We start from the raw sequence: 16359 nt of genomic DNA on the forward strand, positions 1-16359 counted from the left end.
CGTGCCTGATTTTCAGCTCACAAAAAGAAGGTTGCCGCAGCAACCTACCATCATGAAATTCCTTCAATCTTGGGCACCCCAGATTGATGAACAATAATCAATTTTTGTTAGAATCGGCAAAGTGACCCATCGCATCACACATGAATTTTGCTAAACCATCACCATATTGGTCGATATTTTTGGTGAAGCGTTGATCATCTACATACATTTGACCCAATCCTTTGAAAGCATCCAATGAGTATGTTCCAAAGTTATTGTTCAAACAGTCATACCATTCTTTAATCGCTTCTTGTGCTTCCTCCGACTCGGGCGAGGCATTTCGCATTGACGCAAGTTTTATATAGATTTCCGATACAACTTTTTGTGCATCTTTAGACATGCCCGCCACTTTAGCTTTCGACTCATCGACAGCTTTATCCCCCCAAAGCTTGCGAGCTTCTTCTTCATATGGATTCTGGCTGAAGTCAAACCCTTCAAATTTTTCTTTATTCGTCATTTGAATTTCCCCTTTCATATGCTTAATCGATTTATCAACCGTGTTAATTAATTTATCAAATTGTTTGCGTTTCTCCAGTAACATTTTTTGATGTTGCCTTAACGCTTCTTGTTTATCAAACGAAGAGCTGCTTACCATTTGTTTGATTTCCTTTAATGGCATGCCGAGTTCCCTAAAAAACAGGATTTGCTGCAACATCTCAAGATTATCATTCGAATAAAGGCGATAACCCGAATCGGTTGTTTCCTCTGGCGATAATAACCCGATTTCATCATAATAATGCAGTGTCCGCACACTAATGCCAACTAAATCGGCCAGTTCTTTCACTTTCATTGCCACTGCCCTTTACCTCCTTTCGATATCATTTACTGTAAGGTATTACGCAACGTGAGAGTCAAATGGAAAACTGAAATTTTCACGCCCAATTTTAAAAGACGATCCTTCCTAATGAAGAATCGCATGTTAGTATTAAAATTCCTTTTACTCGTGAATTTGATGCTTTTACTCGTGAGTTTGGAGCTTTTACTCGTGAGTTTTGGCCTTTTACTCGTGAGTTTGATGCTTTTACTCGTGAATTTGATGCTTTTACTCGTGAGTTTGATGCTTTTACTCGTGAATTTGGCTTTACTCGTGAGTTTGATGCTTTTACTCGTGAGTTTGATGCTTTTACTCGTGAATTTGGCTTTACTCGTGAGTTTGGAGCTTTTACTCGTGAGTTTTGGCCTTTTACTCGTGAGTTTTAGCCTTTTACTCGTGAATTTGGCTTTACTCGTGAGTTTGATGCTTTTACTCGTGAGTTTGGAGCTTTTACTCGTGAGTTTGATGCTTTTACTCGTGAATTTGGAGCTTTTACTCGTGAGTTTGATGCTTTTACTCGTGAGTTTTGGCCTTTTACTCGTGAGTTTGATGCATTTACTCGTGAATTTGGAGCTTTTACTCGTGAGTTTGATGCTTTTACTCGTGAATTTGGCTTTACTCGTGAGTTTGGAGCTTTTACTCGTGAGTTTTGGCCTTTTACTCGTGAGTTTTAGCCTTTTACTCGTGAGTTTGATGCTTTTACTCGTGAGTTTGGCTTTACTCGTGAGTTTGATGCTTTTACTTGTGAATTGGGCTTTACTCGTGAGTTTGGGCCTTTTACTCGTGAGTTTGGCTTTACTCGTGAGTTTTAGCCTTTTACTCGTGAATTTGATGCTTTTACTCGTGAATTTGGAGCTTTTACTCGTGAGTTTGATGCTTTTACTCGTGAATTGGGCTTTACTCGTGAGTTTGATGCTTTTACTCGTGAATTGGGCTTTACTCGTGAGTTTGATGCTTTTACTCGGGAATTTTAGCCTTTTACTCGTGAATTAAACAATTTTCTTATCTATGAACTCTGCATAAAAGTTAGCTCCGATCCTAGCTAGCCTTCTTTTCTCCAGTGATCGGGAATGCTTAAAGAAAGCGGCAATTTCGTTTTCATATCACCTTTAGCCGAGTTAACCTGTGCTTGTGTGATGAAGAAACTTCCAGTGAGGTCGGCACCGCGCAAATCAGCGTCCCTAAAGTCTGCGCCGATAAGATCAGTCACTCTCATGTCAGCTTCTCTGAGGTCAGTTGCAATAAACAAGGCCCCTCTTAAATTCGCCCCTCTAAGGTCTGCACCTCTCAACTTTGCACCAATAAGGTCACTACCCCTGCCTATTTTGTTCTGTTTCTTTCGATTTCCATTTTTCTTATTTGGTACCTTTGCACGTACCAGTTCACTTGTGCGCAGAAGTAACTCATTAACGGTCGCTCTATGGGCTGGTACATTTAGATTCATGATAGCTTCTGGGCTTTGCTGAGTGAGATATTCCGTGTCCTCAAAAGCGACCTGCAAATCTCGATGAAGAGGTTTCGCATCTTCTAAATTCAGTGCTTCATTCAAGTAGCAAAGCATTTCATGAAGTTGTTGCATAATAGGAAATACCTCGAACATTTCCTTTGCTGACGCTGGGTTATCTCTCCAATCGTTTCCTTCATAAGTGAGTTGAGATACCTTCTGACCTGCACCGAAGCATTCATATACCGTACAGCCTCGATATCCTTTTGCTCTGAGATTTTCATGGATGCCGCAACGATAATCCGATTGCAGGTTTGAACATGGTGTACCTCCATCTTTATCCAATGCAAAATCAGCAGATTTTGCATAAGGCAAGGCTACACAGCACAAACCGAAACAATTCTCACAGTGTGCACGTAATTGATTAAGAATACTATCGTTATTCGTTAATTTATTAAACATACTTACACTTCCTTCTATAAAACCAATTGTTTCATACTAGTAGATTTTTTTGTTTTCTACTATTTTATCAAAAATCCCAATTAATCTACATATTTACAAAATACAAATAATCAAGAAATGATAATCCAATTGATATGGCTGCTGTATTTTTTTGAGATTAATTGCGAAACTGAAAATATGAAATTAATCAGGAAGGCAAGTAATTTCCATAATATTTCGAGGAATTATTAATCATGTTATAATTTCTTCAAGATCATGGAACTCCAGGGGGTGTAGGCATGTATCCTTTTAACGGCAGAAAAAAAGGCGAGACAAAAAAAGAAATGCAGTATTGCAACTACACGTTGGAGGCAGAAGGTGAAATAGACGAAATGTCTTTTCATATCGCAAGGATTCTTCGGCCAACGTCCAAAGAAATCATCTTTTTATGTATTGGTTCAGATCGTTCCACGGGTGATTCATTCGGGCCTATAGTAGGGACGATGCTAAGAGAAAACCAAGTCCCTTATCCTGTCTTCGGAACACTTGCAGAACCTGTTCACGCCCTTAATTTGCAAAGTGTTTTGAAAGAAATAAAGAAGCAATTTAAAAATCCCTTTATTTTTGGCATCGATGCTTGTTTGGGAGGTTATCATCAAATAGGTTCTATATTTCTGACAAAAGGTCCTTTTAGCCCTGGTGAAGCCATGAGTAAATCATTACCTGAATTGGGTGATTATCACCTAAAAGCCGTCGTGAATTATTTAGATCCCCTTTTGCCCCAACAATCTTTAAATGGTACGAGACTGGATACTGTCATGAATCTTGCGAAGATTACCACAAAAATCATAGTTAAAGCGTTCTAAAATAATAGTAAAACCCCAATAAAGCTTTACCTTTTTTGGGGTAAACAATTTGCTGTTTGATTTGTGTTTTAATCATCATATTTTGTAAAGTTACCCTTTATTCTTAACTAGCCCATAAACCACCTCTTCGATTCATTGCTATCATAATGCTTCTTGTCCAACCTGATGTGCTAAACCTGGGTCATTATAGTAAATAACTTCTGATAGAATCCTATTGCCCTGAATATTACGGAAAACTTCCCTTGCGGCTTGTTCTGTTTCAAATTCATACATTACAATACCTCTGTTTTTATAGAGTGTGATGATCCACATTGAAGATCCTCCAATTATCAATTTCATGATCGTAAGATAGGGTTACCGTCCCTTTTCACTAAATGACTCCCAAGATTATCGCTGCTATTGTCATGACAGTGACAGTCCCTAATGCCCATTTCACGGCAAACCGTTGTAAATCCCCGAAGTCAGTGCCCACTAAACCTATTAGCAAATGGGCTGCAGCCACCAAAGGACTCAATACGTGTATCGGCTGCCCTATTATCGAGGCGCGTCCTATTTCTGCTGCGCTAATTCCGTAAGCATCAGCTGCCTGTGCGATAATGGGAAGTACGCCAAAATAGAATGCATTATTTGACATAAAGAAAGTAAAAGGGGCACTGGCATACGCAACAATTACCGGTAAAAATGGTCCTAAAGATTCTGGGATCAGCGAGACCAACGTAATGGCCATTGCATCAATCATTTTCGTTCCAGACATGATGCCGGTAAAAATCCCGGCTGCAATGACAATGGAAACGACGGCCAATGCATTTTTCGAATGAATGGCGATTCGATCCTGCTGATCCTTTAAATCAGGGTAATTGACCAATAGCGCAATGGCGAAAGCAACCATGAATAAAATGGTTAAAGACATAAAATCAATGATTAATGATGCCATGAGCACAATCGTTAAAATGAAGTTGAACCAAACCAATTTCGGTCGACGATAATCACGGGAGACCGTTGTTGCCGCTAACTCGGAATTAGCCTCCGAATTCATTTCTTTTGTGTGATTATGCTGGATCTCCACAACGCCCAATCTCTTTCGTTCCCCTTTTCCCAATATAAAAGCCACAACAAGAACCCAAATGAGGCCAAATCCCATGACAGGAATCATTGGTAAGAACAATTCCGATGCGTCAATGTTCAACGAGGCCATCGCCATGGCGGAAGCTCCCCCCCACGGTGTCATATTCATTACACCCATGGATAACATGGCTACAGTGGCTAATATTATTTTGTTCATCCCCAGACGCTTATAAAGGGGTAAAAGCGCTGATACGGTAATGATATAAGTAGTTGTCCCGTCGCCATCTAATGCGACGGTCATTGAGAGAATCGCGGTTCCTAAAACTATTTTTAAAGGATCTCCTTTTACTATTTTCAATATTTTAGAAATGAGAGGATCGAATAAACCGGAATCTATCATTATTCCAAAATATAAAATAGCAAATAAAATCATTATGGCTGTGGAAGCTATTCCTTCTACCCCATCCTGCATCATGGGTCCCAGTTCTGTAAAGAATCCTCCAATCACTCCAAATACGATTGGAACGAGCATAATGGCCACTAGTGCCGATAGCCGCTTCGACATAATTAAATACATGAATACTGCAATCATGGAAAATCCTAAAATGGATAACATCTTCATGCTCCCTTCCTTATTGATAAAATATTACTATCTTTTTTGATAGCGCTTTCTTTAGAGACTATCATCCATTAAGCCTTATTCACATATAAAGAAAGTAATAAGAGTTTTATTCATTTTTTTCACGCCTGAAAAAGAAAAAACCCACATTGATGAAAACGAATTTCATCAACAGGGATTTATAGGTGTTTTATTTTATATTTTCTTTCAGGCCTTCCTATACTGCCATACAAAACCTCAACTTCCATTTCATCACAGGAAACTAAATACTCCAGATATCTGCGCATGGTTGAATAACTAATTCCAACGAGTTGACCCAGTTCATCAGCATTTAAACTGCCATTGACGTTTTGAATCTTGCTTCTGACCATTTTCAAGGTATGTTTGTCAATTCCCTTGGGTAGGATTTGGACATCATTTACTGTATTTGGATTACTTATGGTCCGAAAAAAAGTATCGACTTTATCCTGATTTACTAAATTGTTATTATGTAGCTGCCGTCTCGTCTGATCGTATTGATTGAGCGTTGCAAGAAGCTTATCGATAATGATCGGTTTAATAAGGTAACCAAACGCGCCTCCCCTAATCGCTTCACTGACTGTTTCGGTATCATTCGCGGCGGTGATCAGAATTACATCAATTCCCCGGTATTCCCTCCTAATTTCCCGAAGAAGGTCAATTCCATTCATATCTGGTAAAAAGATATCCAATAAAATTAAGTCCGGTTGTGCGGCATGCAAAATATTTAATGCTTGCTTGCCTGTGCTAGCTGTAGCAATGACAGTGAATTGATCAAGTTGATTCGTAAATTGTTTATATATATTCACTGCATTTTCGTCATCTTCAACAATGACAACTGTAATCGGTCCTTTGGACATTCTTAAACCTCCCTTTCTGCTTTTAAATCCTTCGGGATGACGATGGTAAATCTTGCTCCTCCCAAATAACTGCGATCAATATAAATTTCACCGCTTAAAAGACCAATGGAGTTTTTTACAATGGCCAAGCCGATCCCATGATTTTCCCCATTTTTAGTCGTATAACCATCTGTAAAAATAATATCTCCCATGGCATCAGGGATTCCTGGACCGTTATCCTCGATATCAAATATAATTTCGTTTCCTAAATCCGTAAACGAAATTTTGACCTTTCCTTCATTTTTTTTCATTTGCCGTGCTGCCTCCATCGCATTATCGATGACATTACCAATAACGGAAACCAAGTGATGGGAATCCTCAGGTTTTAATGAACTATTTAAATTGCTTTCCTGTTCTATTTCTAATATAACCTGCAGTTCTTTTGAACGGTTTATCTTTCCAAGTAAACAGGCGGCTATTAAAGGATCTTTAACTGATGACATTAGAAACGAAATGATATCTTGCCTCTCCCTCACTTCTGAAGAGATGATGTCCAATGCCCTATCGTATTGTTTTAAACTAACTAATCCATAAATGGTATTTAATTTGTTTAAAAACTCATGGTTTTGTGCCCGCATATTTTCTGAAAAGGCCTTGATTTCTGAAAATTCATCTGTTAATTGTTCAATTTCGGATACTGTTCTTATTGTTAAAACGATGCCCCTGACGTCATTATGATTTAAGATTGGGGATAAATCCAAAATATATAGCTGTTGCCCTAAAAGTAACTTACGATTGAACTGTCCCTCTTTTGTGCTGATTACCATTTTGATGAGTTTTTCTAAATGCCCATTTACGATCCGCTTACCCACCATTAGCTGATGGTCATGAAACATTTCACGTGCTCTTTTATTCATGGAAGTAACCTGTTTTTCAATATTAATCGTAATGGTGGCATATCGGATGGCATCAAGTGTCGCTTCCCTTTCTTGAAAAAGAAAAGAAATTTCCTCCGGCTCTAGACCTAAAATAAGCTTTTTTAAGCGTCGCGCTATAAATATTGCCCATACGATTCCTACACTGATTGGGATAAGTGACAAATGAATAATCTTCATTTTATAATTGGACAGTTGATCTTGCACATTCTCTATCAAAAACCCTACAGATGAAACACCGATAACTTCCCCTTTATCATTCCAGATAGGCGCCTTAGCTTTAATCGCTGGCCCCGATATCCCATTTCCTTGATAAATAATTGATTTGTGTTCTTTGAGTACTGGATCATTACTCGTAGCCGTAGGCTTACCGATATAATCTGGATTAGGATGAGAGTAGCGAAGTCCTTTATGATTCGCAATGGTTACATAATCGGCACCCGTTGTTTGACGAATCATTTCTGATGCGGGTTGAATCACCTCTGATGGCTGATCTTCGTTAAATCCCTGGATGATCGTTGGATTTTGAGCCGCTAATTTGGCCACCGTCATTGCTTGCTTCCCCATTTGGTTTTCGACGATGTCTTCCAGCAGTGTGGAGAATAGAATGCTCACAAGCAAGGTACTGATAAAAACAACGAATATGATAAGTAAGGTCATTTGAGTTAATAAGTTCACTCTAATTTTAAACATCCGCATTTATGCCCTAAGCCTTTCCGTATTGAGTCAATAGTTCTTCCCATTCTTCAAGTGAAAGTTTTTCGGTCATATGCTTATATGCATCAGGGACATCTATCGAACACATAAGTTCGAGACTATTGCCATCCGGATCATTAAAATAGACGGAAGCGTTTCCTTGGTGCGGGCGCACAAAAGGTTCAATCGATGTCCTTTTTCCAAAAGGGACGACTTCTATTTTTAGAGATTGGAGCCAAGTTAATGCATTTTTCATATTTTCATAAGATACCCGAAATGCGATATGCCTTAGTGAAGGGTGGTATGGAGTTTGAGATTCTTTCCCTTCCCATAAGCCAACCCAGCTTTTGTTTTCCTCGATCCAAAAGAAGGCAGTATCTTCATCCCTCCAAGCTGGTTTCAAGCCTATTTTCTTATAAAAATCGATTGAGATGGCCAGGTTCTTGACGGGCAAATGGGCTTCATATAAACCTTCTATCATCGTAAATTCTCCTTTCCCCTTTAAGTAAGGACGCCTTTTACTAATTATACATCCCGGGAAAATATCTGGGGATATTTCTTCATTGCTACAACACCCAAGGTCCCTTACAATCGTCACTCCTGCCCTTTCCCTATTATTAATAGAAGAAAATGGATTTATAGGTTCTTACTATAATGGTAGAATATTAGCTTTTGAACCGTATCCGCACTATTTTCCTCATTACTCGAAATCCGTTCAAAACCATTTTTCTCTAAAACCTTTTGAGAGGCTATATTGTCGCTTGTCGTTTTGGCATGTATTTGAGTCACATTCATTTCCGGTGCCAGATTAACCAAAAGCCTTAAAGCTTCGTTCGCAATCCCTTTTTGCGTAAACGCTTCACCGATTCTATAACCGACATGAGCCGTACCATTAATCGGGTCGATATCCACAAGATTAATCCTGCCGACGATTGTTCCTGAGTCTTCCTTAATCAGATAAAAAGAGGAGATAGCATCTTCTTGTTCTTTTAATAATTCCTTATGCCTGATTTCAAACGTTCCAAAGCTATAATAATCATCTCCACGGGCTGGGACCGTTTGCTCGAAAAACGTTCTATTATGGCATTCAAATGTAAATAACGCTTGTGCATCCTGTTCATTAAGCCTGTCAATGTATATATCCATCATTCCTTCATCCTTTCAAAAGAAGCTAAGCATCTACGGCCTGATATATCATTCAAGAAAAACAAGGGATTATCCTTCCTGATAAAGATATATAATGGAAGATTTGTATACCTCTTTTTTGTGACTTCTTATTCAGTCCATGAATATGGATACATACATGAATTACTTGAAATGTCAAAAAAAAATTATTTTCTTCTGGTAATAAATCAACGGATGATGTATCATAGTCATCAGATATTCATTATTCTCATTTGGTTAATCGGAATTAGGAGGAATATATATGATTGGTTATGTGTTTTTAAATCTTGCCATAATGCTCGTTCTTTTAGGCGTTTTATTTTACATGAATAAGAAGCATGTTTCCTTTACAAAAAGGGTCTTTACTGGACTTGGTTTAGGGATTGTATTCGGACTTCTTTTGCAGTTTTTCTATGAACCTCAGTCAGAAGCGATCGTTAAATCGGTCGATTGGTTTAACATTGTAGGTTCAGGCTATGTCAAGTTCCTGCAAATGATCGTTATGCCGCTTGTCTTCATTTCGATCTTATCCGCATTTACAAGATTGAAACTAACTAGCAATATCGGAAAGATCAGTATCCTGATCATCGGAATCCTGCTTGGAACGACTGCGATTGCAGCAGCCGTCGGGATTACCTCGGCAACTGTGTTCAATTTGGAAGCCGTTCAAATTGACCAAGGGGATGCAGAGTTAAGCCGCGGGGATGAAATAACGGAAACTTACGGTACGATTCAGGATAAAACGATGCCGCAGCAAATCCTTGAATTGATTCCGTCCAATCCGTTCCTTGATTTAACGGGAGCACGACCGACATCAACCATTTCAGTTGTGATTTTTGCCGCATTTCTTGGGATTGCCTATTTAGGGGTCAAAAGGAAGCAGCCTGAACAAGCTGAATTTTTTGCTAAAATAGTAGATACATTGCACAGCATCACCATGCGCGTAGTCACATTGATCCTTCGTTTAACACCATACGGAATCTTGGCGATCATGACGAAGACAGTAGCTACGAGTGATTTGGATGCCATCCTGAAATTGGGAAAATTCGTCGGTGCCTCTTATGTCGCCCTGATTGTCATGTTCCTCATCCATTTGTTATTGCTGACGATTTCAGGATTGAATCCAATGGTATATTTGAGAAAAGCTTTCCCGGTATTATCGTTTGCCTTCACTTCGAGAACAAGTGCAGGAGCACTTCCATTGAACATCCAAACACAGAAACAACTAGGGGTGTCCGAAGGAATTGCCAACTTTGCCGGATCCTTCGGCTTATCGATCGGTCAAAATGGCTGTGCCGGCATCTATCCGGCCATGTTAGCGGTCATGATCGCTCCAACGGTGGGAATCGACCCACTATCGCCTTCCTTTATAGCCATGTTGATTGCCGTCGTGGCCATTAGCTCTTTCGGGGTTGCAGGTGTAGGTGGAGGAGCAACATTCGCTGCCATTCTAGTATTATCTGCAATGAACTTGCCAATCGCTTTGGCTGGTATATTGATTTCCGTCGAGCCATTGATCGATATGGGAAGAACGGCTGTCAATGTCAGCGGCAGCATGACTTCCGGTATTCTGACAAGTAAAATAACGGGTGACCTGGATAAAGAACAATTCAGCGAAGAATCATCTTTGAAAATTGAAGCTGAAATGTAAAATAAAAAAGCATCGGACTTCCTGCCTTATGGGAAGTTTGATGCTTTTTATTTGCTTGTAAATTGGAACTATATAATCACTTCAATCACTTTTGGTTTTCCTGATGGTATATCCACAATAAAGAAGGATACCCAGCATCGTTATGACACTGCTCAATATCAAATTTACGTTCCCTTGATAATTGGTCAATAAAAGTTTTGGTGCAAAAAGCAATATTGGAATGATGATGGAAACCCAGGTTTTACTCCATATGGATATGAGGATGAATATAGAAATGGCTAGTATTACAGCAACAATAGTACCTGTGTTTTCAAGTTTTATAAAAGTTGTGCTATGAATTCCACTAAAAATAATTAAACCTGCAAACAATGCTATCGAAATCATGCCTAGGGCAAATAGGATTACACCTTGCTTGAACATGGATAATTTATGCCTCGCCATATACCTGAAAGATATCATATAAACTAATATTGAAAGGATTCCAGCCATAGGATAACCGATGATCTCCAAAAACGAAAATTCAATTCCACCATTTAAAGCCTTATCAATAATCAAATAGGAAAATGCCCCAAATAAAATCATCAATATATATTTAAACCATCCCTTAAAATCAACTGACATTTCATCAGAAAGAAGTTTCATGTACTCTTTTGGACTACTGCCTATGATATGTTCTACACTTTTTTCATCACACTCCGCTTCAAAAAGATGGACCTCTAACTCTTCAATGATATCCTCAATTGCATCGGTTTTCTTCCCACTCGAAAAAAGGTATAATCTGAGGTTTTCCAAAAAGGTTTGACTCTCCTTGGATAACGTTTTGTTAACATCAAGCACCGCTACATTCCCCCTTGGTTTTTCACTATTTTATTTACATTTGAACTTAGCTTATCCCAGCGGTCAATGAAGACTTCCAGTTCGCTCTCGCCTTTTTCAGATAACGAGTAATACTTCCGGCTAGGTCCCGCTGTTGATTTCTTTAAAGTGGTATTGACTAATTTTTCTTTCTGCATGCGTATTAATAAGGGATAGATGGTACCTTCACTTAAAGAATCAAACCCATATTCCCCAAGCTTCTCGGCTAATTCATACCCATAAACTTCCCCTTCTTTAATGATCGCTAACAGACAACCTTCCAAAATCCCTTTAAGCATTTGAGTTGATGACATGGATATTGAATCACTTCTTCCTTTGTCTTGTATAACAAGGTATTGGGCCCAAAAATATTTACCTTGCAAAGCAAGATATACTTTATTTTACATTTTACTACCTGGTATTGCAAGTCATTAATTCCTTATTATTCCTGTAGGTAGATTTACTTTTTTTTTGCGTTTTAAAATTTTTGGCGATTTAACAAAAAGGGACACTCCCGAAAAGATTTCATATAAAAAATGATAGTTTAATAAGATATGAGGATACATTTTAATCAATAAGTAAATGCAAGTTATTTTCTTGTTTCTTATATCTTCCCTTTATTTCTCCAACATCATTAATTGTAATCGAATCAATGTTTTCAATGGGGGCATTCTCTAATATCAGGTGTAGTTTATTTATGTTTTGAATTCCATTATCAACATGGGCAATAACAGGTTGTTGAATAAGAAAATCTTGATTATTCATTCTTACTTTTATAAAGCTCTTATGTAAAAGTCTATCTTCTAATGGGATGATATTCATAGGGTCAAAGGATTTAGCAGTTATTTCCCCTTCAATATATAGATGAATACCTGCTTGTTCATTAAACTCTTCAAATGCTTTAAATCTCTTTTCCATAGCAAAATTAACGACTTCCTCTGTTTCAGAACTTATTTTAACATCAGCTATTGAATATTCCATATAGTCACCGGACTGTTGTTTTAATAGGTCATATAATGTATCTTCTATATCAAAAAAACTTTCCATCCAACCTGGCGAAAGCTCTTCGAGTAACAAGCACATAAACAAGCCGGAACTATAACTACTCCTTCTTATGTTAGAAGTAGATTCATATTTGTTCATTAAGTCCTGTCCATACATTCTTAAAACTGAATCGTAATCAAGTAGGCTTTTTTCCGAGTAAGCCTTTAATTCCACATACAACGCAGGTCCCTCAACGGTTTCAATTAATTTTTCATATGTTAGGTACCCTGTAATCTTGGCTGTTCTTTTTTCTCTAAAGGCAATGAAAGTATTAAGATATTGTTTCTTCTTAATTATGTTATTTTCCAACAATGCATTATAAAGATTTGTTCTTTCCTGATTTCGTAATTCCACATTACCTTTTGACAACGGATATGTAATTCCCATCATTTCATCTGGAAACCGTTTTTCACTTTTTATATACTGATGCCCGTGAAATAATTCGTGAATCAGTATTGAATACAAACCTTCATATTCCTCATATGATTCCATATTGACAATCGCAGTGGGATATTCTTCATATAGGATGATTGTGTCTCCAGTAAACTGTACATCCCATCTTAAAATATGAAATCTATCTTGTTGATTGCAACTAAATTTAGGATGATTGAATAGATAAACATTTCTCCTATCATATAATGCATAAGCAACGAGTTCAAAACCCGGCCAATAATTTTCCACTTTCTCTTTAACTAAGTCTTCAGCAATTCGATTAAGATAATGAGTCATTTCTTACCTCCCCTCCACTGTTTCAATTCGGTTAAAAACATAATACCACATATGATTTAACATAAATATCCAAATCCTTAATAGAAACACAAAATGCCACTGTAAAATATCAGCTCACGGGAGCGAATATCTTACAGTGGCATTTTTCATGTAATGTGGCCTGAGATCATTTTTTAATTTGCCTTGCTGGATAATGATTGGCCTGATAAGCCGAAAACGCTTGGTACATATACTGGATCGAAGCATACACCCCATATGCAAGGAGTATTCCGGCCAGCACATCCAATACAGCATGCTGTTTCGTAAATAGCGTGGAAAGGATAATCAGTGTTCCGAATGCAGTGACACTGGCATACTCCCATTTATGCTGTTCTTTCCGCTTATGGACGACGATCATCATGATGAATGTAGTCAGTACATGAATGCTCGGCAGACAGTTGACAGGTTGATCATGACTATAAACGAATCGCATTAAATGGGCAAAGATATCGTTCCCCACCACTTCTGGACGCGGGACTGTCGATTGCCATAGGCAATATACAAGAAAACAGAGAAGTTTCCCCGATATCAAGCTGCCTAATGCCACAAAATAGTGCTTACGGTCAACAAAACAGTAGTAAATCAGCAATCCATAAATATACGGATACCAAAGTAAATATGGAACGACAAATTCTTTAATAAAGGGAATCTCCCCATCTATTATAGTCGTAACATCGACAGCGTGACCTGAAGATTGATTGATTACCGAGTAGATGGAACTAGTAATCATTAAAAGTAATAAATAGCATAGCGGGTGAAAGGATAAGATAGGATTGTTTTTCATAGCTCGCTCCGGCTTTCAATATATTGGGTAATTTCCAAAGATTATTATACAACATTTTTCGCTAGATTGATTATTTATATGCTAAAGTTAATGATTCCCATGAACTATTAAAATGGATATCTCTTACTTTTCCAGTTGTAGACCAAAAATAACTAAATTCCCATTCAGCTGCATGACATAAGGAAAGCCATGGTATGCATACCACGGCTTGATACTGAAACTTTATTTATGCCCCGCTTACTGCTAGATCTTGTTAAGCCTTCTTTTCCATACATACGTCAAGGTAATGAAGATATAGATGCAAAGTGTAATGATCGTTACGATTATGGATGTCGTGAAAATGATTCCGATAAGGATCGTTATTAAAGCGATGATCGCAGCCCATGTCGTATACGGGAACCATTTAACTGCATAGCCACTTGTTTTTCCGGACTGTTGTTTACGTGATTTCAAATGGGCGAATGCAATGATCAACCAGATGAATAATACGGTATATCCCAGCGATCCCATTAGGAAATCAAAAGTCTTGCTTCCTGCAAATAAGGAAATCAGTACACCGCCGTATAAAGCGGACGTACACATTAATATTGCGTAAACAGGAACTTTCTTCTTGGATAAACGTGAAAAGATTTTCGGAATGCGACCGTCCACAGCTTGTGTATACAGGACGCGGGATGAACCATACAATCCAGAGTTCATCGATGAAATGATCGCCAGTAGAACGACGGCGTTCATAATATGGTCGGCACCTGGAATCCCAATCATTTGAAAGACCATCACAAACGGACTTTCCGGCACACCGTTTACTTCGTTCCAAGGAATCAAGCTAACGATGATGAAAAATGGAATGATATAGAAAGAAATGATCCTGACCAATGTACTGCGAACGGCTTTTGGAACAACTTTTTCAGGATTTTTCGTTTCAGCCAATGTGACCCCGATGATTTCCGTACCACCATATGAATAGATTACCACCAGCATCGCCGTGATTAAACCTGTCGATCCATTCGGAAAGAAACCGCCATGCTCAGTCAAGTTAGAGAAACCGACCGCTGTATGATCACCAAAAGTCACGAGCAGTAACAATAATCCAGCCATGATGAACACAATGATGACGGTAATTTTGATTAATGCAAGCCAGTACTCCGTTTCAGCAAAAACCTTTACCGACAGCAAGTTAACCGCAGTAACTAACACCGAAACAGCTAATGCCAGAATCCAGATCGGATATCCAGGCAGCCAATATTGAATAAAAATCGCCGCAACCACTGATTCGGCCGTGATGTTCAATACCCACATTTTCCAATAGATCCAATCCAGGAAATAGGCAGGATACTTTCCTAAAATCGATTGGACCAAATCCCTGAATGTTCGTGCACCGCTATTGCGGACCGCCATTTCAGCTAAACCTTGCATGATGAATAATAGGATGATGCCTCCTATCAAATAAGCAACGATTACGGATGGTCCTGCCATATCAATGGCTGAACTGCTTCCTTTAAATAAACCTGCCCCGATGGCACCGCCCAATGCCATCATCGTAATATGCCTTGAAGTCATTGTCCTCTGTAAATTCCGTTTTTCAGTTTCCATATCCTAACCTCCCAAAAATCAAAAAAAGCATATCGTCTCTTCCTTCATAATCAAATGAAGAAAGAGACGATATGCCTTAAGCTTACCGCGGTACCACTCTTATTGGCTCTTTTCGAACCCTGCTCTAAAAACCTTGTAACGAAGGTCAATCGTTAAAACAAAAGAGTAGATTACATCTAATCTTCCGCTTTACCACTCCCAGGCAAGTTCAAAGAATCATTGGACTGCGTTGCACCAACCCGCAGCTCTCTTAACCGAATAATATGCTTTTACTACTCCTGATCATTGCGTTTCAAAAATTATATCTGAATATTTTTAATAATATCCAATACTATACGGACTCGAAGTAAATTTGTCAATAATTTTCTTAGGATAATATTTTTAAAGAAACAAATCACCGGAAATCATGATTGGAAAGCTTTTTGAAAACAGTAAAATGCTATTTAAAATAAAGGCACTTTGTGGCTTTATTTTGGCGCTAACGCACCCGTTAGTTTATTAATGTTAACATCTGTTATAATTGGCATAAAATATAAATATTAACTATTTCCATTATTATTGGAGGTCAATTTTGATGTTTGAAGCATTGGGGAATTTTATCGGAGCAATAGCAACTGCTTTAATGGGAAAGAATAAGAAAAATACGAAAAAAAATCAATAAACTAAAATCCATCATCATTAAATCGGTGGCTTTTATAATAATTTTTTCCTTTTTTTCGAAGGT

The 16359-nt window shown here is 38.2% G+C and carries 16 protein-coding genes and 1 other annotated feature; of the genes, 3 read left to right on the plus strand and 13 right to left on the minus strand.

The features are described 5' to 3' along the window. Nucleotides 1–97: 97 nt before the first annotated feature. Entirely contained in the window at nucleotides 98–835 is a 738-nt protein-coding gene (locus ACDZ29_RS03935) for a MerR family transcriptional regulator (RefSeq protein ID WP_375089970.1), read from the minus strand. 108 nt (nucleotides 836–943) lie between these two features. Here ACDZ29_RS03935 and ACDZ29_RS03940 point away from each other — a divergent pair, with 108 nt between their 5' ends. After that, on the plus strand, nucleotides 944–1846 hold the full coding sequence (locus tag ACDZ29_RS03940) for a hypothetical protein (protein ID WP_375089971.1): 903 nt from the start codon (nucleotides 944–946) through the stop codon (nucleotides 1844–1846). Nucleotides 1847–1895: 49 nt separating this feature from the next. Here ACDZ29_RS03940 and ACDZ29_RS03945 read toward each other — a convergent pair whose 3' ends face one another. Beyond that, the gene (locus tag ACDZ29_RS03945; protein ID WP_375089973.1) at nucleotides 1896–2759 is read right to left on the minus strand and encodes a pentapeptide repeat-containing protein; all 864 of its coding nucleotides are present in this window, start codon (nucleotides 2757–2759) and stop codon (nucleotides 1896–1898) included. Between the two features lie 278 nt (nucleotides 2760–3037). Here ACDZ29_RS03945 and yyaC point away from each other — a divergent pair, with 278 nt between their 5' ends. After that, complete coding sequence (yyaC, locus tag ACDZ29_RS03950) at nucleotides 3038–3604, plus strand: spore protease YyaC (RefSeq protein WP_375089974.1); 567 nt, start codon at nucleotides 3038–3040, stop codon at nucleotides 3602–3604. Between the two features lie 141 nt (nucleotides 3605–3745). On the opposite strand, the gene ACDZ29_RS03955 is transcribed toward yyaC, so the two are convergent. From ACDZ29_RS03955 to ACDZ29_RS03980, 6 genes are all read right to left on the minus strand, one after another. Beyond that, the gene (locus tag ACDZ29_RS03955) at nucleotides 3746–3943 is read right to left on the minus strand and encodes a hypothetical protein (protein WP_375089975.1); all 198 of its coding nucleotides are present in this window, start codon (nucleotides 3941–3943) and stop codon (nucleotides 3746–3748) included. A gap of 31 nt (nucleotides 3944–3974) precedes the next feature. Beyond that, complete coding sequence (locus ACDZ29_RS03960) at nucleotides 3975–5285, minus strand: CitMHS family transporter (protein WP_063232505.1); 1311 nt, start codon at nucleotides 5283–5285, stop codon at nucleotides 3975–3977. 182 nt (nucleotides 5286–5467) lie between these two features. Next, entirely contained in the window at nucleotides 5468–6166 is a 699-nt protein-coding gene (locus ACDZ29_RS03965; RefSeq protein WP_375089976.1) for a response regulator, read from the minus strand. A 2-nt stretch (nucleotides 6167–6168) separates the two neighbouring features. Then, nucleotides 6169–7773, minus strand: a complete 1605-nt coding sequence (locus ACDZ29_RS03970) for an ATP-binding protein (RefSeq protein WP_375089977.1) — start codon at nucleotides 7771–7773, stop codon at nucleotides 6169–6171. Nucleotides 7774–7786: 13 nt separating this feature from the next. Next, on the minus strand, nucleotides 7787–8257 hold the full coding sequence (locus tag ACDZ29_RS03975; RefSeq protein WP_375089979.1) for a VOC family protein: 471 nt from the start codon (nucleotides 8255–8257) through the stop codon (nucleotides 7787–7789). A gap of 155 nt (nucleotides 8258–8412) precedes the next feature. Beyond that, nucleotides 8413–8922: a GNAT family N-acetyltransferase gene (locus ACDZ29_RS03980; RefSeq protein ID WP_375089980.1), complete on the minus strand. Its 510-nt coding sequence runs from the start codon at nucleotides 8920–8922 to the stop codon at nucleotides 8413–8415. Between the two features lie 280 nt (nucleotides 8923–9202). Here ACDZ29_RS03980 and ACDZ29_RS03985 point away from each other — a divergent pair, with 280 nt between their 5' ends. Then, a complete protein-coding gene (locus ACDZ29_RS03985) occupies nucleotides 9203–10591 on the plus strand; it encodes an L-cystine transporter (RefSeq protein ID WP_289326180.1) in 1389 nt (462 codons plus the stop codon). Nucleotides 10592–10672: 81 nt separating this feature from the next. Here ACDZ29_RS03985 and ACDZ29_RS03990 read toward each other — a convergent pair whose 3' ends face one another. From ACDZ29_RS03990 to ACDZ29_RS04010, 5 genes are all read right to left on the minus strand, one after another. After that, on the minus strand, nucleotides 10673–11428 hold the full coding sequence (locus tag ACDZ29_RS03990; protein ID WP_375089982.1) for an HAAS domain-containing protein: 756 nt from the start codon (nucleotides 11426–11428) through the stop codon (nucleotides 10673–10675). Nucleotides 11429–11430: 2 nt separating this feature from the next. Beyond that, entirely contained in the window at nucleotides 11431–11760 is a 330-nt protein-coding gene (locus ACDZ29_RS03995) for a PadR family transcriptional regulator (protein WP_370016184.1), read from the minus strand. A gap of 253 nt (nucleotides 11761–12013) precedes the next feature. Continuing rightward, the gene (locus tag ACDZ29_RS04000; RefSeq protein WP_375089984.1) at nucleotides 12014–13219 is read right to left on the minus strand and encodes a hypothetical protein; all 1206 of its coding nucleotides are present in this window, start codon (nucleotides 13217–13219) and stop codon (nucleotides 12014–12016) included. 166 nt (nucleotides 13220–13385) lie between these two features. After that, nucleotides 13386–14042: a phosphatase PAP2 family protein gene (locus ACDZ29_RS04005; protein WP_289315182.1), complete on the minus strand. Its 657-nt coding sequence runs from the start codon at nucleotides 14040–14042 to the stop codon at nucleotides 13386–13388. A gap of 243 nt (nucleotides 14043–14285) precedes the next feature. Then, nucleotides 14286–15635, minus strand: a complete 1350-nt coding sequence (locus ACDZ29_RS04010) for an amino acid permease (RefSeq protein ID WP_289315181.1) — start codon at nucleotides 15633–15635, stop codon at nucleotides 14286–14288. A gap of 59 nt (nucleotides 15636–15694) precedes the next feature. After that, nucleotides 15695–15930, minus strand: a binding site (T-box leader). Between the last annotated feature and the right edge of the window lie 429 nt (nucleotides 15931–16359).

This window comes from Peribacillus sp. RS7, assembly GCF_041956845.1.
Classification (GTDB): domain Bacteria; phylum Bacillota; class Bacilli; order Bacillales; family DSM-1321; genus Peribacillus.